Consider the following 18,166-nt stretch of genomic DNA (forward strand, 5'->3'; position numbering starts at 1 on the left):
CCGCGAACACCGGCAAAGCCGGTGCCAGGCACCGCGTCGCCTGCTTCGCGGGCCAAGCCCGCTCCCACAGAGAACGCGGCGGGGCCTTGGTAATCAGGCGATGTTCTGCTCGGCCGACCAGTTGGCGTACCAGCTGCGGAACAGCGCGTATTGCTGCTCGGCATAGTTGCGCTGGGCGTCGGTCAGCACGTCGGTTTCGTTGAAATGCAGGCTGTACTCGCTGTCGCCGTTCAGCACCATCAGGTGCTTGTAATACAGCACCAGGTCGCAGCCCTCATCGAACGACGACAGCACCGCCAGCGCCGCTTCCAGTTCGCGCGCCAGGCGACGGGCCTTGGCATCGCCTTTGGCCGCCTGCTTGCTCAGGCTCACCAGGTGCAGCACCTCACGGGGCAGGGCATTGCCGATGCCGGTGATGGCGCCGGTGGCGTTGCAGTTGACGAAGCCATGCACCACCTGGGTATCCACGCCCACCATCAGGGTCACGTCGTCATCCTTGGAGGTGATGTGCTCGGCGGCATAACGCAGGTCGGCACCACCGCCGAACTCCTTGAAGCCGATCAGGTTGGGGAATTCGCGGCGCAGCTCGAAGAACAGATCGGCGCGGGTGGCGAAGCCGTAATAGGGGCTGTTGTAGATCACCGCTGGCAGCTTGGGCGCGGCGGCGAGGATGGCCGAGAAGTGGTGCTTCTGGGCGATCAGCGAGGCACCGCGGCTGAGCACGCGGGGGATGACCATCAGGCCGGCGGCGCCGACCTTGGCGGCGTGGGCGGCATGGGATACCGCTTCACGGGTGTTCACCGCGCCAGTGCCGACAATGGTCGGGATGCCGGCGGCCACCAGGCGCGCCACGCCTTCCTGGCGCTCGGCCTCGGTCAGCAGTGGCCAGTCGCCCATCGAACCGCAGTACACCACGGCGCTCATGCCGGCCTCGATCAGCTGGTGGCCCATGCGCACCAGCGCGTCAAAGTCCGGCTTGCGCGCGGCGGTGCACGGGGTCATCAGGGCGGGCATGGTGCCGNGCCCATGCGCACCAGCGCGTCAAAGTCCGGCTTGCGCGCGGCGGTGCACGGGGTCATCAGGGCGGGCATGGTGCCGTTGAAGATATTGCTCATGGTGGTTACCTATTGTTGTGTGATTTTTATGGGTTGCTTAACGGCCGGCGTTGCGGGCCGCGGATTCTTCGTCAACGGCGCGCAGCGACTTGCCGCGGGTTTCCTTGGCTGCCGCCACGGCAACAATCGAGATCGCTGCCGCGCCCACCAGGTACCAGGCAATAGGCGTGGAGCTGTTGTATTCCTTCAGCAAGGTGACGGCGATCAGCGGGGCCAGCGAGCCAGCCAGGATTGGCGCCACCTGGTAGCACAACGACAGGGCGGTGTAGCGCACGTGGGTGGGGAACAGTTCGGCCATCAAGGCCGAGTACGGCGCATAGGTCATCGACTCGATGGCCAGGCCCAGCGTGATGGCCGCCATGATCAGCCAGTCGTTGCCGGTGTCCATCATCGGGAAACCGACAAAGCCCCAGAACGCGGTGAGCACGGCGCCGATCAGGTACACCGGCTTGCGGCCGATGATGTCTGAGAGGTAGCCCATGGCCGGGATCATGAAGAAGTGCAGCAGGTGAGCGCCGAACATCAGCAGCAGAATTTGCGAAGTGTCTTTGTGCACCACCAGTTTCAGGTAGGTGATGGAGAACGTGACCACGGTGTAGTAGAGGATGTTTTCCGCAAAGCGCGCGCCAATGCCGATCAGCACTTCGCGCCAGTATTTGGTGACCACCTCCACTACGCCCAGTTGCTGGCTTTCCAGCTTCTGCTGCTTGGCCTGGGCTTCCTTGAAGATGGGGGCATCATCGACTCGGGTGCGGATCCAGTAACCGATCAGCACCACCACTGCCGAGAACCAGAAGGCCACCCGCCAGCCCCAGTCCAGGAACTGCGCCTCGCTAAGGTTGGACGACAACAACAGCAGGATGATAGTGGCGATCAGGTTGCCGGCCGGCACGCCCGCTTGCGGCCAGCTGGCCCAGAAGCCGCGGCGGTTGTCCGGGCTGTGCTCGGACACCAGTAGCACCGCGCCGCCCCATTCGCCGCCGAAGGCGAAGCCCTGGATCAGCCGCAACACCACCAGGAGGATGGGCGCGGCATAGCCGATGCGCTCGAAGGTGGGCAGGCAGCCCATCAGGAAGGTGGTTATCCCGACCACGATCAGGCTGATCTGCAGCAAATGCTTGCGGCCGACCTTGTCGCCGTAATGGCCAAACACCAGGCCACCGATGGGGCGGGCGAGAAAGCCCACTGCGTAGAGGGCAAAGGCGGCAATGATGCCGTCCATGGCGCTGCCCGTCTGGCGAAAGAACAGCTGGCCGAACACCAGCGCCGAGGCGGTGCCGTAGAGGAAGAATTCGTACCACTCGGCGACTGCGCCGGCCATGGCCGCAGCTACCACACGCTTGATGCCCGCAGGGGCCTTGTCTGCTGTGTTTGCGACATTCGCTGATGCCGCCGAAGAGGGTGTGGCCATGGTTTTGCACTCCGATACGTAATTATTGGAAGAAGGAGTAGGCAGGGTGGCGCCGGGGAAATCGGAGCCGCCGATTCCTTATATGGTATTTCGTATACGATATCTAGATAAGCAAAAACGAAGCCAGAAAGGGAGATTTCCAATCGAGCCATTGGCAGGATAGAACGGGGTCATTGTGGGAGCGGGCTGGTCCCGCGAAGGGGGCCACGGGGTGTATGGCACCGGCTTTGCCGGTGTTCTCGGGGCAAGCCCGCTCCCACAGCGTCCCCGTTAAATCAATACGTCATGGTTTTTCTGTAAGGGCCGCAGGAGGCTGCTCCTGCACGGGGCGGTGATAGCCTGTCGGGTCAGTTATGGGGCAGGTGCTCGTACAGGCTCTGGCACACGCCATTGATGTGTTCTTCTATCAGCCGCGCCGCCAGTTCTACATCCCGCGCCCGGCAGGCGGCAACGATATCCCGGTGCTCGTGATCCGCGCGCAGCTTGCCCGCTGACAGGCTCATTTGCATGCGCAGGTAGCGTTCCACCTTGTCATGGATCGAGCGGATAAGGCCGACCAGGTAAGGCCGCCGCGCCGGTTCGTACAGGCAGGCGTGCAGCGCCCAGTTCAGGTCGGCCCAGCGGCCCACATCGTCCTCGCCGATGAACTCCGCGCAGATGGCTTCGGCCTGGGCAAAATGTGCTTCGGTCATGTTCGGAATCGCCAGGCGAATCGCTTGCACTTCCAGCAACACACGTACCTCGAACATCTGCGCCAGTTCAGGTTCCGAGATGCGGGTAACCAGCGCGCCACGGTTGCGCTGAAAATCCACCAGGCCTTCGGCTTCCAGGCGCTTCAGGGCTTCGCGCACCGGGATCTTGCTGACGTTGAACGCCTGCGCCACTTCGTCCTGACGCACCGGTTCGCCTTCGGCCAGCTGCCCCGAGATAATTGCCTCGCGCAGGTGTTTGGCGATGATTTCCGACATCGAGGGCGTTGCACCCAGGTCGGTAGCTTTGAAAGACGGCAACGGCACGGGAAATTCCAGAATCAGGCGGTGCGGATATCTTATACGAAACACTTCGGCAGCCATACCGCCTGCAGCGGTGGGCGAAAATAGCGCGTTGCGACTATTTCCGGTGGCAGCACGGGGGGCATATGCTTGCCGGTTCAAGCATCCTCTTGCCGCCTGCGGCAATTACCACCACTGTCGGCAGCCCCGTGAACGGGGCGCAGTTGCTGGGCATCAGGGAGAGCGTCCATGAATCAGGAAACCGGGCCGGCACCCGCCGGCTTCAGTGAACAGCAATTGCACACCTTGTTCGAGTTGATAAGCGATGGCATCTGGGACTGGAATGCCAATACCGGCTACGTCTATCGCAACCCGGGCTGGTACGCCATGCTCGGCTACACCAGCCATTCAATGGCCAATTCAGTCCTCACCTGGGAAAGCGTGATCCATCCGGAGGACTACCCGCGGGTAATGGCGCATTTCGAGGCGTATATCAACCAGCGCAACGAGCGCTACCTCATCGAATACCGCTGTCGTTGCCAGGATGGCAGCTATCTGTGGATCGAAGACAGCGGCTACATCATTGCCCATAACCAGGACGGTTCGGTGGCGCGCATGCTCGGGGCGCACCGTAATATCGATGCCGGCAAACGCCGGGTGGCCCAGTTGGAACAGAAGAACCAGTCGCTGGAGTGCCTAGTGGCCGAGCGCACTCGCGAGCTGTCCTGGGTGAACCAGCAGTTGCAGCGGCAACTGGACGAAAACCGCGAGTTGGCCGAGCGCGATGCATTGACCCGCATTGCCAACCGCTATCGGTTGGACAAGACCCTGCAACTGGAGTGCGAGCGGGCCAAGCGCTTCCGCCAGCCGTTGTCGCTGATCGCCATGGACATGGATGACTTCAAGCCGATCAACGACCGCTACGGCCATGCTAGGGGCGATGCGGCGCTGGTGCGGGTGGCCGAAAACCTGCGCACCTGCCAGCGTGAACTGGACCTGTTGGCCCGCTGGGGCGGGGATGAGTTTGTCCTTGTACTGCCGCAGACCACGCTGAGGGATGCACTTGAGGTGGCGGTACGCTTGCGTCAGGTGATTGAGCAGCTGGAGCCTGTGGGCGATTGCCGGCTGACCCTGAGCTATGGCGTGGTCCAATGGCAGGAAGGAGAGGACCAGCCTGCGCTGCTGGCGCGCGCCGACAAGGCGCTGTACCGGGCCAAGGCGGCAGGCAAGAACGCCATAGCCGAGTAGCGCGCGGTGATTGTGGGAGCGGTGCCTGTTACTGGATCGTCCTGTGGCCTGAATGAAAAAAGACCCGCGGCGCCTCTCGGCGCAGCGGGCCAAATCGGCCTCGGCCGCTTCAGTGTCAGATATGCAGGGCGTGGCCCAGGGCGCGCAATGCCGCTTCCTGTACCGCCTCACCCAGCGTCGGGTGGGTATGGATGGTGCCGGCCACATCCTCCAGGCACGCGCCCATCTCCAGCGACTGGGCAAACGCCGTAGACAGTTCGGAAACCGCCACGCCAACCGCTTGCCAGCCCAGGATCAGGTGATTGTCCCGGCGCGCCACCACGCGCACGAAACCGCTCTTCGATTCCAGGCTCATCGCCCGGCCGTTGGCGGCAAACGGGAAGTGCGCGACGATGCAGTCCAGCCCTTGCTGGCTGGCCTGCTCCGGGGTTTTGCCGACCACTACCACTTCCGGGTCGGTGAAGCACACAGCAGCAATCGCGGCAGGCTCGAAGCGGCGTGCCTTGCCGGCGACGATTTCGGCCACCATCTCGCCCTGGGCCATGGCCCGGTGTGCCAGCATCGGTTCGCCGGCCACGTCGCCGATGGCCCACACGTTGTGCATGCTGGTCTGGCAGCGTTCGTCGATGGCAATGGCGGCGCCGTTCATTTTCAGGTCCAGGCATTCCAGGTTGAAGCCTTGGGTGCGTGGCCGGCGGCCCACGGCCACCAGCACCTGGTCGGCTTCCAGGCGCAGTTGCCCGCCCTTGCCGTCGTTGGCCAGCAGGCAACCGTTTTCGTAACCTTCGACGCTGTGGCCAAGGTGCAGGGCGATGCCCAGCTTCTTCAACGACTCGGCCACCGGGGCGGTCAATTCGCTGTCGTAAGTCGGCAGGATGCGCTCACGCGCCTCCACTACGCTGACCTGCGCGCCCAGTTTGCGGTAGGCAATGCCCAGCTCAAGGCCGATATAGCCCCCGCCCACCACCACCAGGTGTTGCGGCAGTGCCGTCGGTGCCAGCGCTTCGGTCGAGGAAATCACTGGCCCACCCAGCGGCAGCATCGGCAGTTCGACGCTGCTGGAACCGGTGGCCAGCAACAGGTGTTCGCACTGGATGCGCTGGCCATCAACCTCGACCTGCTTGCCATCAAGCACCTTCGCCCAGCCGTGAATCACCTTGACCCCGTGCTTCTTCAGCAGGGCAGCTACCCCGGTGGTCAGGCGGTCGACGATGCCGTCCTTCCAGGCCACGCTCTGGCCGATGTCCAGGCGCGGCGAAGCAACGCTGATGCCCAGGTCCGACGGCCCGGCAAAGCGTGAAGTCTGGTGGAACTGCTCGGCCACATGGATCAGCGCCTTGGACGGAATGCAGCCGATGTTCAGGCAGGTACCGCCCAGTGCCTGGCCTTCCACCAGCACGGTAGGGATGCCCAGTTGCCCGGCGCGGATGGCGGCCACGTAGCCACCAGGGCCACCGCCGATGATCAACAGGGTAGTCTGGATAGTCTGTTGCATGCTCACTCCACGAACAGGCAGGCGGGTTGTTCGAGCAGGCCACGCACGGCCTGGATGAACAGCGCGGCGTCCATGCCGTCGACCACGCGGTGGTCGAACGAGCTGGACAGGTTCATCATCTTGCGCACGACGATCTGGCCGTCGATCACCACCGGCCGCTCAACCATGCGGTTGACGCCGACAATTGCCACTTCCGGGGTGTTGACCACCGGAGTGCTGACGATGCCGCCGAGGGCGCCCAGGCTGGTCAGGGTGATGGTTGAACCCGACAGCTCCTCGCGGTTGGCCTTGTTGGTGCGCGCAGCGTTGGCCAGGCGCGAAATCTCGCCGGCATTGGCCCACAGGCTGCCCGCTTCGGCATGGCGCAGCACTGGCACCATCAGGCCGTTGTCACCCTGGGTAGCAATGCCTACATGCACCGCGCCATGGCGGGTGATGACCTGCGCTTCGTCGTCGTAGGTGGCGTTGATCTGCGGGAAGTCACGCAGCGCCACGACCAAGGCACGCACCAGGAACGGCAGCAGCGTCAGCTTGCCGCGGCTGTCGCCGTACTTGCTGTTGAGCTGCTGGCGCAGGGCTTCCAGGGCGGTGACGTCGATTTCTTCCACATAGCTGAAGTGCGCGACCCGGCGCTTGGCATCCTGCATGCGCTGGGCGATCTTGCGGCGCAGGCCGATCACCGGCACCTGCTCGCTGTCGGTGCGCTTGGCATAGCCATTGGGGGCTTGCCCGGCGGCGCTCTGCGGCTTGCTCATGAAGGCGTCAAGGTCTTCGTGCAAGATGCGCCCGGCCGGGCCGCTGCCGTGCACATAGCGCAGTTCGATACCGGTATCCAGCGCACGCTTGCGCACCGCCGGTGAGGCCAGCGGCTTGTCGCCCGGCTGGCGCGGCACGATGGGCGCAGCTTCGTGGTTGACGGGTGCCTGGTACGCAGCGGGTTTTACGTCTTTCTGCAGTTCCGGCTTGGCTGCCACAGGGGCGGCGGGCGTTTCTATCTGTTTGGCCTGAGGCACATCCACATGGTTGCCGCTGCCTTCCACTTCGATGCGGATCAGTTCGCTACCGACCGCCATCACTTCACCGGGCTGGCCGCCCAGTGCCAGCACCTTGCCGCTGACCGGCGAAGGGATTTCCACAGTGGCCTTGTCGGTCATGACGTCGGCCACCACCTGGTCTTCGGCGATCATGTCGCCGACCTTGACGAACCATTCCACCAACTCGACCTGTGCGATGCCTTCGCCAATGTCCGGCATCTTGATGACGTGCGTGCCCATTCAGACCTCCATGACCTTTTTCAATGCCGCACCTACCCGCGAAGGCCCTGGGAAATACGCCCATTCCTGCGCGTGAGGGTAGGGGGTGTCCCAGCCGGTGACGCGCTCGATGGGCGCCTCCAGGTGGTGGAAGCAGTGCTCTTGCACCAACGACACCAGCTCGGCACCGAAGCCGCAGGTACGGGTGGCCTCGTGCACCACCACGCAGCGGCCGGTCTTTTTCACCGACTCGACGATGGTGTCCAGGTCCAGCGGCCACAGGCTGCGCAGGTCGATCACTTCAGCATCGACGCCGCTTTCCTCGGCGGCCACCTGGGCCACGTACACCGTGGTGCCGTAGGTGAGCACGGTCACGTCATTGCCGGGGCGGGTAATGGCGGCCTTGTCCAGCGGTACGGTGTAGTAGCCGTCTGGCACAGCACTGTGTGGGTGCTTCGACCACGGCGTTACCGGGCGGTCGTGGTGGCCGTCGAACGGGCCGTTGTACAGGCGCTTGGGCTCCAGGAAGATCACCGGGTCGTCGCATTCGATCGAGGCAATCAGCAGGCCTTTGGCGTCATACGGGTTGGATGGCATGACAGTGCGCAGGCCGCACACCTGGGTGAACATCGCTTCCGGGCTCTGGCTGTGGGTCTGGCCGCCATAGATGCCACCGCCGCACGGCATGCGCAGGGTCAGCGGGGCGATGAACTCGCCGGCTGAGCGGTAACGCAGGCGCGCCATTTCCGAGACGATCTGGTCGGAGGCCGGGTAGAAGTAGTCGGCGAACTGGATTTCCACGACCGGGCGCAGGCCGTAGGCGCCCATGCCCACGGCGGTACCGACGATACCGCTTTCGGAGATTGGCGCGTCGAACACGCGGGACTTGCCGTACTTGTTCTGCAGGCCTTCGGTGCAGCGGAACACGCCACCGAAGTAGCCGACGTCCTGGCCGTAGACAACCACATTGTCGTCGCGCTCAAGCATGACATCCATGGCCGAGCGCAGGGCCTGGATCATGGTCATGGTAGTGGTGGCCATGGCGGTTTCCGGGTTGATGCTGTTGTTGTGATCGTTCATCTCAAACCCCCAGTTCCTGGCGTTGACGGCGCAGGTGGTCGGGCATCTCCTTGTACACGTCCTCGAACATCGAGGCGGCGCTTGGGATGTGACCGTTGGCCAGGGTGCCGTACTGCTCGGCTTCTTTTTGTGCGGCAATGACCGCAGCCTCGAATTCGGCCGTGGTGGCCTGGTGCTCTTCCTCGGACCAGTGGCCGATCTTGATCAGGTGCTGCTTCAGGCGGGCGATCGGGTCGCCCAACGGGAAGTGGCTCCAGTCATCGGCAGGGCGGTACTTGGAGGGGTCGTCCGAGGTCGAGTGCGGGCCGGCACGGTAGGTGACCCACTCGATCAGACTTGGGCCTAGGCCGCGGCGGGCGCGTTCGGCTGCCCAGCGCGAGGCGGCGTAGACAGCGACAAAGTCGTTGCCGTCCACCCGCAGCGAGGCAATGCCGCAGCCCACGCCACGGCCGGCGAAGGTGGTCGATTCGCCACCGGCGATGGCCTGGAAGGTAGAAATGGCCCACTGGTTGTTGACCACGTTGAGGATTACCGGGGCGCGGTACACGTGGGCAAAGGTGAGGGCGGTGTGAAAGTCTGACTCGGCTGTGGCACCGTCGCCGATCCACGCCGAGGCGATCTTGGTATCGCCCTTGATCGCCGAGGCCATGGCCCAGCCGACCGCCTGCACGAACTGGGTCGCCAGGTTACCGCTGATGGTGAAGAAGCCAGCCTCGCGTACCGAGTACATGATTGGTAGCTGGCGCCCCTTGAGCGGGTCGCGTTCGTTGGACAACAGCTGGCAGATCATTTCGACCAGCGACACGTCTCGCGCCATCAGGATGCTTTGCTGGCGGTAGGTAGGGAAGCACATGTCGGTACGGTTCAGCGCCAGCGCCTGGCCGCTGCCGATGGCTTCTTCGCCCAGGCTCTGCATGTAGAAGGACATCTTCTTCTGGCGCTGGGCAACCACCATGCGGCTGTCGAAAATCCGCGTCTTGAGCATGGCACGCATGCCTTGGCGCAGGACTTGCGGGTCGATGTCTTCAGCCCAAGGGCCTTGGGCGTCGCCCTGCTCATCGAGCACGCGGACCAGGCTGTGAGCCAGGTCGGCAGTGTCGGCAGCCTCGACATCGACGGGGGGTTTACGGGCTTGACCTGCGTCGTTGAGGCGCAGGTAGGAAAAATCGGTCTGGCAGCCTGGCCGGCCGGTGGGCTCGGGCACATGCAAACGCAGGGGGGCGTACTCGTTCATGCTTTTTACGCTCGCTCGGGTATTTGTTTTTGTGAGCTCTGAAGCGGCCGCCGCTGAACACCGGCTTGTGACTGGTAGGTCAGCGTCATCTACATCTTAGTGGTCCGGCAGGAGAATTTTTCTCTCAAGTTGATTGCCTTTGCCGAGCGGTGCAGATAAACATTCCGCATAAACACAAAAAACCGGTGATTTTGTCTCATGCGCAAACTCGATCGTACCGATATCGGCATTCTCAACAGCCTGCAGGAAAACGCCCGCATTACCAACGCCGAGCTGGCCCGCTCGGTCAACCTGTCGCCCACGCCCTGTTTCAACCGCGTGCGGGCCATGGAAGAACTCGGGGTAATCCGCCAACAGGTGACGTTGCTGTCACCCGAAGCGCTGGGGCTGGATGTAAACGTGTTCATCCATGTCAGCCTGGAAAAGCAGGTGGAGCAGTCGTTGCACCGCTTCGAGGAGGAAATTGCCGAACGGCCCGAGGTGATGGAGTGCTACTTGATGACCGGGGACCCGGATTACCTGTTGCGGGTACTGCTGCCGAGCATTCAGGCGCTGGAGCGGTTTCTTGACTACCTGACGCGGTTGCCGGGGGTGGCGAATATCCGCTCGAGTTTTGCCTTGAAGCAGGTGCGGTACAAGACGGCTTTGCCGCTGCCGGCCAACGGCATGACCTTGCGGGAATAGAGGTTGCCAGTGCTGGCCTCTTCGCGGGCGCGCCCGCTCCCACACGGATCTCGCTAACTTCAAGGGCGGCGCCGTACCTGTGGGAGCGGGCATGCCCGCGAAGGGGAGCACGCGGTGTTGAAAGCGGGTGCTTGATATTTTAAACACCCCCAGCCTATGTTGTTGTCAGCGTACAACAACAAGGACAAGCGTCATGAGCACTGCTCAGCTTCACGGCATCGATGAAATCGAATGCGTCACCCCCGACCTCAACGGCGTCCCGCGCGGCAAGGTGATGACTGCCGAAGGCTTTTTGGAAGGCCGCCGCCTGCAGATGGCCCGGGGAGTGTTGCTGCAATGCATCATGGGCGGTTACCCACCGGCGAAATTCTACGGCAGCGACGACGGTGACCTGGCGCTGGTGGCCGAACCCAGCCAGGTGCATCGCCTGCCCTGGAGCAGCGACGGCCGCGCCCTGGCCATCTGCGATGCCAATGAACTGGATGGCCGGCCCTCGGCACTGTCCACCCGGGGCCAGCTCAAGGCGGTGATCGCCCGCTATGCCGCGCTGGGGTTGGCGCCTGTGGTGGCGACCGAGCTCGAATTCTTCGTGTTTGCCCCCAACAGCGACCCGCAGCAGCCGTTCCAGCCTCCCGTTGGCAGCGATGGCCGCCGCGAGCTAGGCCATTCGGCGTTCAGTGTCAGCTCCAACAACGGCCTGCGACCGTTCTTCAAAGAGGTGTACCACTGCATGGCTGCGCTCGGCCTGCCGCGCGACACGTTCATGCACGAAATGGGCGTCAGCCAGTTCGAGATCAACCTGTTGCACGGCGACCCGCTGGTGCTGGCTGACCAGACCTTCCTGTTCAAGCACCTGCTCAAGGAAGTGGCGCTCAAGCATGGGCTGACCGTGGTGTGCATGGCCAAGCCGTTGGCGCGCACGCCCGGCAGCTCCATGCACATTCACCAGAGCCTGGTCGAAACCGGCAGCGGGCGTAACGTGTTTAATGACGAGCAAGGCCGGCCGACCGACACCTTCCACCATTTCATCGGTGGCCTGCAGGCGTGCATGGCCGACTTCACCGCGCTGTTCGCGCCCAACGTCAATTCCTATCAGCGCCTGTGCCACCCCTATGCCTCGCCAAACAATGCCTGCTGGTCCGAGGACAACCGTGCCGCCGGCCTGCGCATTCCGGCCAGTGCACCGGCAGCGCGGCGGGTCGAAAACCGCCTGCCCGGCGCCGACGCCAACCCCTATCTGGCCATCGCCGCCAGCCTGGCCGCCGGGTTGCACGGCATCGAGCAGCGCCTGCAGCCATCGCCGGCCATCCAGGGCGAGTTCGAAGTGCCCGAGCACCTGAGCCTGCCATGTACCCTGCATGCCGCCCTCGAACGGCTCAAGCGCAGCGCGCTGGCACGGGAACTGTTCGGCAGCGAGTTCATCGAAGGCTACATCGCCAGCAAAACCCTGGAGCTGACTGATTTCTTCGACGAGATCACCCCGTGGGAGCGCCGGGTGCTGGCGGCGCAGGCCTGATCGCGACATCACCTGCACCGGACACGCCCTGGCAGCGCTATTTCGCTGCCGGGGCCTGCGCGACACAATTTTTGCCCGTATGCTTCTAGCACCCAACCGTCACCTGATCAGGGAGCTTCTCGGTACGTATGCGAAATGTATGGAAGCCGTTTCAGTCGTTGTATTTCGCCGCGCTGATGATGTTGATCGGTTCTGGCCTGCTCAGTACCTACCTGGCCCTGCGCCTGGCGGCCGACCATGTCGACAGCCTGTGGGTGGGTGCGTTGATGGCGGCCAACTACTTTGGCCTGGCCGTCGGCGGCAAGGTCGGCCACCGGCTGATTGGCCGGGTAGGGCACATTCGCGCTTATGCCACCTGCGCCGGTATCGTCGGCGCGGCGGTACTTGGCCATGGCATGACCAGTTGGCTACCGGCCTGGGTCGGGCTGCGGATGATCGTCGGCCTGGGGATGATGTGCCAGTACATGGTCATTGAAAGCTGGCTCAACGAGCAGGCCGATGTGAAGCACCGCGGCGCGGTGTTCAGCGGCTACATGATCGCCTCGTACCTGGGGCTGGTGCTCGGCCAGCTGATTCTGGTGGTGCACCCTGAGCTTGGCCCGGAGCTGCTGATGCTGGTGGCGATGTGCTTTGCCCTGTGCCTGGTGCCGGTGGCAATGACCCGGCGTATTCACCCGGCACCCTTGCGCCCGGCACCGATGGAGCCGAAGTTCTTCATCAAGCGCGTGCCGCAGTCGCTCAGTACGGTATTGGGCTCGGGGTTGATCGTTGGCTCGTTCTACGGCCTGGCGCCTTTGTATGCCTCAAGCCAAGGGATGACGACCGAGCAGATCGGTCTGTTCATGGGTAGCTGCATTTTTGCCGGCCTGCTGGTGCAGTGGCCGCTGGGCTGGTTGTCTGACCGTTACGACCGGGCGGTGCTGATCCGCAGCGTGGCAATAGGCCTGGCGCTGGCCGCTGCGCCATTGGCGATACTGCCCAGTGTGCCGCTGGAGTTGCTGTTCGGGTTCGGCTTCCTGATTTCGTTGCTGCAGTTCTGCCTGTACCCGCTGGCGGTGGCGTTTTCCAACGACCACGTGGAAAGCGAGCGGCGGGTGTCGCTGACGGCCATGTTGCTGGTCACCTACGGCGTAGGCGCGTGTATCGGGCCATTGGCGGCGGGCGTTCTGATGAAAATGCTGGGCGCGCAGATGCTGTATGCGTTCTTTGTATTTTTCGCCTTGGTGCTGGTGTGGCGCATTCGGCCGAAGGCGGTTACCGGGCTGCACCAGGTGCAGGATGCGCCGCTGGGCCACGTGGCGATGCCGGCAGCCGGTTCGCCCTTGTCGGCGGCGCTGGACCCTCGGGTGGATGAGCAGACCGTGCAGGACGTGATGCAGGCGCCGGTGGCGGCTGAGGATACCGAGGAAGAAGATAAAGGTGCTGAGCAACAGGCTGCTGAACCGGAGGAGGTCAGCAAGTCGGTATAAGCCTGCACTGGCCTCTTCGCACAGGTACTGTATAGCCTCAGGTTTGACGCCACCACTGTGGGAGCGGGCTTGCCCCGCGAAGAGGCCGGGGCAGGAAGAACGCAAATGAAAACGCCACCTCAGCAGGTGGCGTTTTCGCATTCAGGCGACGATCAATAGTCGTCTTTGTCAAACCGCCGCGCCTCACGCTGCAGCTGATACACAAAGCTCTCGATCTTGCGCTGTGCCTGCCCGCTCAGGTTGTGGAAGCGCACGCCGGCAAAGGTGGTATTGATGCGCTCTTCATAGTGCAGGTGCCGCAGTTCGACCATGGTGTCCACCAGGCCCAGCGGGTTACCCGCCTTGAAACGTTCGTACACCTGGCCCAGCTGCAGGCGATCTTCGACATTGCCTTCAAAGCGCAGTTTGCACCCGGTGGCCGAGATGTCCAGCAGCTTGCCACGCAGGGCGCCGTTACCCTTCAGGTGGGTGCCATCGAGAATGATGTCGACCAGTTGCGACAGCTTCAGCGCGGCGCGGAAGGCGTTGCGGCGCTGGTGGTAGGTCATCTCCTGCGGCATGGCACCGCTGTAGCAGCGGTGGCCGTTGACTTCGGTGATCTTCAGCGCGTGGTCGCATTCCCAGGCGATGCGTACGCCATCGTGAAAGCCCTCAACGCGGAAGTGCTCGCCGTTTTCGATGAATTTTTCACCGTCGCGCGGGATCATCTCGTCCAGTGCCAGGGTGTTGCTTTCACGGTCCACGTGCACCACATAGCTCTGGAAGCGCTGGCTGCGGTCATGGAAGGTGATGATCAGGGGGTCGTGGCTTTCCTGCAGCTGCCGCAAGTTGGCCGCAATCTCCAAGGGGGTGTTCAGCACCTTTGGCGGTTGCGGGGCTTCGGTTTCATTGAACACGGCTTATCGTTCTCCAGGCAAAAGCGACACACGCAAGTAACGGCATTTTGCCAGTATGTTCCGTGCCTTGATAGAAAAATCACACTTGGCTGAGGGCCCGTGGCTTGGCCAGCGGCGAGGTGCTGCCTCGGCTATCGTAGAGCGACGGTGAGTCGCCGCCCATGAGGATTCTGATCTGGTTGTTGGTGACGTGTTGCTGTACCTGGATGATCCGGCCGTTGGTCTGGTTGACCTGCTGGCAGTCGTCCATCAGTTTCGACAGCATGTCGAGCCGCTGCAGCATCGCGTCGCCATGGGGCGATTGTGCGGCTACCGCCTGCACGCCAGTGCGATCGGCACTCAGGCCCAGGCTGCCGAGCAACTGGCTGCGGCGCTGGCCATGCTGCTCGAGCAAGATGATCAGCGACTGCTTGCGCGCCAGGATCTGTTCCAGCAGCGGCATGTCGCGGCCATGCAGGGCGATCGCTTCTTTATTCAGAAGGTCGAGCAGTTCCTGCATCGGGGCAATGTCATCTTCGATCAGTTGCAGCAAGGTGGTGTCGTGCATGGCTAACTCTTGGCTTTTCTAGCGTCCGTGAAGTCAGCGCGCCGAAGGGTCAGCGCTGGGCTTCGAAATCGAGCAGTTTGCTGGCGACCCGGCCGGCATCGACCTGGTAGCTGCCGTCGGCGATCGCCTGTTTCAACTGGGCCACACGGGCACTGTTGACAACCGGCTCGTCGCGCAGCTTGTCGCTGACCTTTTGCAACTGCTGTGCCTCTTGGCTGAGGTGTACCGCTTCTCCGCTGGCGCTGGTGTCTTTCACCGCTTCCTGGCTGGCTGCCGGTTTTTCGGCATTGCCCGCCGCGGTGTTGCCGCGCACGCCGCCCGTGACGGACGGAGAGTTATTCAAACGACTGAAGTCGATGACCATGATCAGGAACCTCTGGGTATTTGGACGCTTGCCTTGTTTTCGGCCAGCCCGAAAGAAACTTTAGGCACAAATGCTTGGCCGCCTGTCAGCAAGCTCGCCAACCCGTTCTCTGACACAGTTTAGGAAAAGCGGTTCCTCCCTGCCAGCGCAATCTGTGGCGGGCTACATGCTCACCTCGACCTGGCCCGGGCCCGTCACCCTGGCCTTGACCACCCGTTTGGAATTCAGGTTGCGTACCCGTATCTGTTCGCTCAGTCCGCCTTTGCTAAGGGCCTCGCCCGGCATGCGCACGCTCAGGCTGCCGCTGCGGGCGATGATCACCACCTGGTCGCCCTTGCGCACCACCTCGGCCTGCTCCAGATGTTGCGGGGTAAGTACCTGGTCGATCACCGTGGGGCGCAGCATCTTCATGCCCACCGCCTGGTCCAGTTCGGTCAGAAAACCCTGGCCAAGGGTGCCGACATCGCGCTCGCGCAGGGCCACGTCGCCTTCGCCCACTGTGTTGTCGCGCTTGAGCGGGCGGGTGACCACCACCACGTCGCGGAACAGCCGTACCGTGGCCGGGACAAACACCGTCCACGGGGCCGCACTGTCGCAGCGCACCCGTACCGTTACCCGGCCAAGTGGCAGGGAAGGGCTTTCCAGCGAGGCGTCCAGCTGCTGGCTGCACAACGGCATGCGCAGGCGTGGGTCCAGCGGGTTGACCTGGATTTCATAGCGGCCGGGGGTCTGGGTGGTAGCCAGGTAATCTTCGACGGTGAATTCAAGAAACCCTTGGGTGACACCGATAAGCTGTTCAGGCAAGGTGAGCGCGTCCGCTACCGTGCGAACGCCGGGCACCAGCAGGCACAACGTGGCCAGCGAGCCCGTCAGCAGGCGCGTCAATCGTCGGAAAAATGTCGTTTTCGTATGCATGACGCTCAAAAAAGCAAAGCCCGTGCCGACTCGTAACCTGAGTTGCAACGAAAGGCTGAAAGATAAGGAGTCTGGCATGGCGGGTGTTATGGATTCGGTCAACCAGCGCACGCAGCTGGTGGGGCAGAATCGCCTGGAATTGCTGCTGTTCCGCCTCAACGGCGAACAGCTTTACGGCATCAACGTGTTCAAGGTCAGGGAAGTGCTGCAATGCCCTGCGCTGACCCTGCTGCCCAAGGCGCACCCGGTGGTGCGTGGCGTTGCCAACATTCGCGGGGCGACCATCCCGATCCTCGACTTGTCGATGGCCACCGGGTTGCGGCCGCTGCAGGAAGAGACGCGCAACAGCTTCGTGATCATCACCGAGTACAACACCAAGACCCAGGGCTTTCTGGTGCACTCGGTGGAGCGCATCGTCAACATGAACTGGGAAGAGATCCATCCGCCACCCAAGGGCACCGGCCGTGACCACTACCTGACGGCGGTCACCCGGGTGGACAACCGCATGGTCGAGATCATCGATGTGGAGAAGGTGCTGGCCGAAGTGTCGCCGTCGTCCGAGTCGGTCTCGGCCGGGGTGATCGATGCCGAGACGCAGGACAAGGCCGTGCTGATGCGGGTGCTGACCGTGGACGATTCGTCGGTGGCACGCAAGCAGGTCAGCCGCTGCCTGCAGACCGTGGGGGTGGAGGTGGTGGCGCTCAATGATGGCCGTCAGGCCCTGAACTACCTGCGCCAGCTGGTGGAGGAGGGCAAAAAGCCGGAAGAAGAGTTCCTGATGATGATCTCGGACATTGAAATGCCGGAAATGGACGGCTATACGCTAACGGCGGAGATCCGCAGCGACCCGCGCATGCAAAAATTGCACATCTGCCTGCATACTTCGCTTTCCGGGGTGTTCAACCAGGCAATGGTCAAGAAGGTCGGTGCCGATGACTTCCTGGCCAAGTTCAAGCCGGACGACCTGGCCCAGCGGGTGGTCGACCGGATCAAGGCAGCGCATTGAAGCAGCCGGGGGCACGCCCCCGGCACCAGTGATTGAAAAGAGGCGGCAAGAGTGTCTACGGGTAATTTGGATTTCGAACAGTTCCGGGTATTCCTGGAGAAAGCCTGTGGCATCCTGCTGGGCGAGAATAAGCAGTACCTGGTTTCCAGCCGTCTCAACAAGCTGATGGAGCAACAGGGCATCAAGAGCCTGGGCGAACTGGTGCAACGCATCCAGGCCCAGCCGCGCGGTGGTTTGCGTGAGCAGGTGGTGGATGCGATGACCACCAACGAAACCCTGTGGTTTCGCGATACCTACCCGTTCGAAGTGCTGAAGAACAAGGTGATTCCCGAGTTCATCCGCAACAACCCCGGCCAGCGCCTGCGCATGTGGTCGGCGGCCTGTTCGTCGGGCCAGGAGCCGTATTCCATTTCGATGGCCATCGACGAGTTCGAGCGCAGCAACCTTGGCCAATTGAAGATGGGCGCGCAGATCGTTGCCACCGACCTGTCCGGCACCATGCTGACCAACTGCAAGACCGGTGAGTATGACAGCCTGGCCATCGCCCGCGGCTTGTCCCAGGAGCGCCTGCAGCGCTACTTCGACCCCAAGGGGCCGGGGCGCTGGGCGGTCAAGCCGGCGATTCGCAGCCGCGTCGAGTTCCGCTCGTTCAACCTGCTCGACAGCTATGCCGCCCTGGGCAAGTTCGACATCGTGTTCTGCCGCAACGTGCTGATTTACTTCTCGGCGCAGGTGAAACGGGACATCCTGCTGCGCATTCACAGCACACTGAAGCCAGGTGGCTACCTGTTCCTTGGTGCTTCGGAAGCGCTGAACGGGTTGCCGGACCATTACCAGATGGTCCAGTGCAGCCCGGGGATCATCTACCAGGCCAAGTAATCAAGAAGGCTGGCAGCGAAAACTGCCGGCCTTTTTGCTGTATGTGCCGGCCTCTTCGCGGG

Annotated in this window: 17 protein-coding genes; 6 read left to right on the top strand and 11 right to left on the bottom strand. The window is 62.9% G+C overall.

Annotated features, from left to right (window positions below):
* Window positions 1–93: 93 nt before the first annotated feature.
* The 3 genes from ACK1VC_RS10095 to ACK1VC_RS10105 form a co-directional block, all read right to left on the bottom strand.
* On the bottom strand, window positions 94–1,014 hold the full coding sequence (locus tag ACK1VC_RS10095) for a dihydrodipicolinate synthase family protein (RefSeq protein WP_449117949.1): 921 nt from the start codon (window positions 1,012–1,014) through the stop codon (window positions 94–96).
* A gap of 138 nt (window positions 1,015–1,152) precedes the next feature.
* Window positions 1,153–2,526, bottom strand: coding sequence for a fosfomycin efflux MFS transporter AbaF (abaF, locus tag ACK1VC_RS10100; RefSeq protein ID WP_031311623.1), 1,374 nt, complete (start codon window positions 2,524–2,526; stop codon window positions 1,153–1,155).
* 347 nt (window positions 2,527–2,873) lie between these two features.
* Complete coding sequence (locus ACK1VC_RS10105) at window positions 2,874–3,494, bottom strand: GntR family transcriptional regulator (RefSeq protein WP_096426987.1); 621 nt, start codon at window positions 3,492–3,494, stop codon at window positions 2,874–2,876.
* A 273-nt stretch (window positions 3,495–3,767) separates the two neighbouring features.
* Between ACK1VC_RS10105 and ACK1VC_RS10110 the strand changes: the two genes are divergently transcribed.
* Window positions 3,768–4,766 (top strand): sensor domain-containing diguanylate cyclase, encoded by a 999-nt coding sequence (locus tag ACK1VC_RS10110; protein ID WP_016488479.1) that lies wholly within the window; start codon window positions 3,768–3,770, stop codon window positions 4,764–4,766.
* Window positions 4,767–4,881: 115 nt separating this feature from the next.
* On the opposite strand, the gene lpdA is transcribed toward ACK1VC_RS10110, so the two are convergent.
* From lpdA to ACK1VC_RS10130, 4 genes are read right to left on the bottom strand one after another with little or no spacing between them, the layout of a single operon-like run.
* A complete protein-coding gene (gene lpdA / locus ACK1VC_RS10115) occupies window positions 4,882–6,261 on the bottom strand; it encodes a dihydrolipoyl dehydrogenase (RefSeq protein ID WP_191086854.1) in 1,380 nt (459 codons plus the stop codon).
* Window positions 6,262–6,263: 2 nt separating this feature from the next.
* A complete protein-coding gene (locus ACK1VC_RS10120; protein ID WP_016488477.1) occupies window positions 6,264–7,535 on the bottom strand; it encodes a dihydrolipoamide acetyltransferase family protein in 1,272 nt (423 codons plus the stop codon).
* The gene (locus ACK1VC_RS10125) at window positions 7,536–8,594 is read right to left on the bottom strand and encodes an alpha-ketoacid dehydrogenase subunit beta (protein WP_016488476.1); all 1,059 of its coding nucleotides are present in this window, start codon (window positions 8,592–8,594) and stop codon (window positions 7,536–7,538) included.
* A gap of 1 nt (window position 8,595) precedes the next feature.
* Window positions 8,596–9,828, bottom strand: a complete 1,233-nt coding sequence (locus tag ACK1VC_RS10130) for a 3-methyl-2-oxobutanoate dehydrogenase (2-methylpropanoyl-transferring) subunit alpha (RefSeq protein ID WP_016488475.1) — start codon at window positions 9,826–9,828, stop codon at window positions 8,596–8,598.
* Between the two features lie 198 nt (window positions 9,829–10,026).
* Here ACK1VC_RS10130 and bkdR point away from each other — a divergent pair, with 198 nt between their 5' ends.
* The 3 genes from bkdR to ACK1VC_RS10145 all read left to right on the top strand — a co-directional run bounded on the left by bkdR (window position 10,027) and on the right by ACK1VC_RS10145 (window position 13,497).
* Window positions 10,027–10,512 (top strand): Bkd operon transcriptional regulator BkdR, encoded by a 486-nt coding sequence (gene bkdR, locus ACK1VC_RS10135; RefSeq protein ID WP_012273540.1) that lies wholly within the window; start codon window positions 10,027–10,029, stop codon window positions 10,510–10,512.
* A gap of 274 nt (window positions 10,513–10,786) precedes the next feature.
* Window positions 10,787–12,028 carry a glutamine synthetase family protein gene (locus ACK1VC_RS10140; RefSeq protein WP_161775557.1) on the top strand — a complete coding sequence of 414 codons (1,242 nt, stop codon included), beginning with the start codon at window positions 10,787–10,789 and terminating at the stop codon, window positions 12,026–12,028.
* A gap of 128 nt (window positions 12,029–12,156) precedes the next feature.
* Window positions 12,157–13,497: an MFS transporter gene (locus tag ACK1VC_RS10145; protein WP_023047023.1), complete on the top strand. Its 1,341-nt coding sequence runs from the start codon at window positions 12,157–12,159 to the stop codon at window positions 13,495–13,497.
* Window positions 13,498–13,649: 152 nt separating this feature from the next.
* Here the strand turns inward: ACK1VC_RS10145 and ACK1VC_RS10150 are convergent, their stop codons facing one another.
* From ACK1VC_RS10150 to flgA, 4 genes are all read right to left on the bottom strand, one after another.
* Entirely contained in the window at window positions 13,650–14,393 is a 744-nt protein-coding gene (locus tag ACK1VC_RS10150; protein WP_016488472.1) for a flagellar brake protein, read from the bottom strand.
* Window positions 14,394–14,472: 79 nt separating this feature from the next.
* Entirely contained in the window at window positions 14,473–14,940 is a 468-nt protein-coding gene (locus ACK1VC_RS10155; protein ID WP_016488471.1) for a flagella synthesis protein FlgN, read from the bottom strand.
* Between the two features lie 49 nt (window positions 14,941–14,989).
* Window positions 14,990–15,304 carry a flagellar biosynthesis anti-sigma factor FlgM gene (flgM, locus tag ACK1VC_RS10160; protein ID WP_016488470.1) on the bottom strand — a complete coding sequence of 105 codons (315 nt, stop codon included), beginning with the start codon at window positions 15,302–15,304 and terminating at the stop codon, window positions 14,990–14,992.
* Between the two features lie 162 nt (window positions 15,305–15,466).
* Window positions 15,467–16,219: a flagellar basal body P-ring formation chaperone FlgA gene (gene flgA, locus ACK1VC_RS10165; RefSeq protein WP_016488469.1), complete on the bottom strand. Its 753-nt coding sequence runs from the start codon at window positions 16,217–16,219 to the stop codon at window positions 15,467–15,469.
* Window positions 16,220–16,295: 76 nt separating this feature from the next.
* Between flgA and ACK1VC_RS10170 the strand changes: the two genes are divergently transcribed.
* Together ACK1VC_RS10170 and cheR are read left to right on the top strand one after the other, a co-directional pair.
* Complete coding sequence (locus ACK1VC_RS10170; RefSeq protein WP_016488468.1) at window positions 16,296–17,225, top strand: chemotaxis protein CheV; 930 nt, start codon at window positions 16,296–16,298, stop codon at window positions 17,223–17,225.
* 51 nt (window positions 17,226–17,276) lie between these two features.
* Window positions 17,277–18,104 (top strand): protein-glutamate O-methyltransferase CheR, encoded by an 828-nt coding sequence (cheR, locus tag ACK1VC_RS10175; RefSeq protein WP_016488467.1) that lies wholly within the window; start codon window positions 17,277–17,279, stop codon window positions 18,102–18,104.
* Window positions 18,105–18,166: the final 62 nt, after the last annotated feature.

It is taken from the genome of Pseudomonas sp. XP2 (genome assembly GCF_053557975.1).

Excerpts from the sequence above, each read along its gene's own strand:
- ACK1VC_RS10095 (WP_449117949.1), bottom strand. The coding sequence starts at position 1,014 with ATGCCCGCCCTGATGACCCCGTGCACCGCCGCGCGCAAGCCGGACTTT.
- abaF (WP_031311623.1), bottom strand. The coding sequence starts at position 2,526 with ATGGCCACACCCTCTTCGGCGGCATCAGCGAATGTCGCAAACACAGCA.
- ACK1VC_RS10105 (WP_096426987.1), bottom strand. The coding sequence starts at position 3,494 with ATGTCGGAAATCATCGCCAAACACCTGCGCGAGGCAATTATCTCGGGG.
- ACK1VC_RS10110 (WP_016488479.1), top strand. The coding sequence starts at position 3,768 with ATGAATCAGGAAACCGGGCCGGCACCCGCCGGCTTCAGTGAACAGCAA.
- lpdA (WP_191086854.1), bottom strand. The coding sequence starts at position 6,261 with ATGCAACAGACTATCCAGACTACCCTGTTGATCATCGGCGGTGGCCCT.
- ACK1VC_RS10120 (WP_016488477.1), bottom strand. The coding sequence starts at position 7,535 with ATGGGCACGCACGTCATCAAGATGCCGGACATTGGCGAAGGCATCGCA.
- ACK1VC_RS10125 (WP_016488476.1), bottom strand. The coding sequence starts at position 8,594 with ATGAACGATCACAACAACAGCATCAACCCGGAAACCGCCATGGCCACC.
- ACK1VC_RS10130 (WP_016488475.1), bottom strand. The coding sequence starts at position 9,828 with ATGAACGAGTACGCCCCCCTGCGTTTGCATGTGCCCGAGCCCACCGGC.
- bkdR (WP_012273540.1), top strand. The coding sequence starts at position 10,027 with ATGCGCAAACTCGATCGTACCGATATCGGCATTCTCAACAGCCTGCAG.
- ACK1VC_RS10140 (WP_161775557.1), top strand. The coding sequence starts at position 10,787 with ATGACTGCCGAAGGCTTTTTGGAAGGCCGCCGCCTGCAGATGGCCCGG.
- ACK1VC_RS10145 (WP_023047023.1), top strand. The coding sequence starts at position 12,157 with ATGCGAAATGTATGGAAGCCGTTTCAGTCGTTGTATTTCGCCGCGCTG.
- ACK1VC_RS10155 (WP_016488471.1), bottom strand. The coding sequence starts at position 14,940 with ATGCACGACACCACCTTGCTGCAACTGATCGAAGATGACATTGCCCCG.
- flgM (WP_016488470.1), bottom strand. The coding sequence starts at position 15,304 with ATGGTCATCGACTTCAGTCGTTTGAATAACTCTCCGTCCGTCACGGGC.
- flgA (WP_016488469.1), bottom strand. The coding sequence starts at position 16,219 with ATGCATACGAAAACGACATTTTTCCGACGATTGACGCGCCTGCTGACG.
- ACK1VC_RS10170 (WP_016488468.1), top strand. The coding sequence starts at position 16,296 with ATGGCGGGTGTTATGGATTCGGTCAACCAGCGCACGCAGCTGGTGGGG.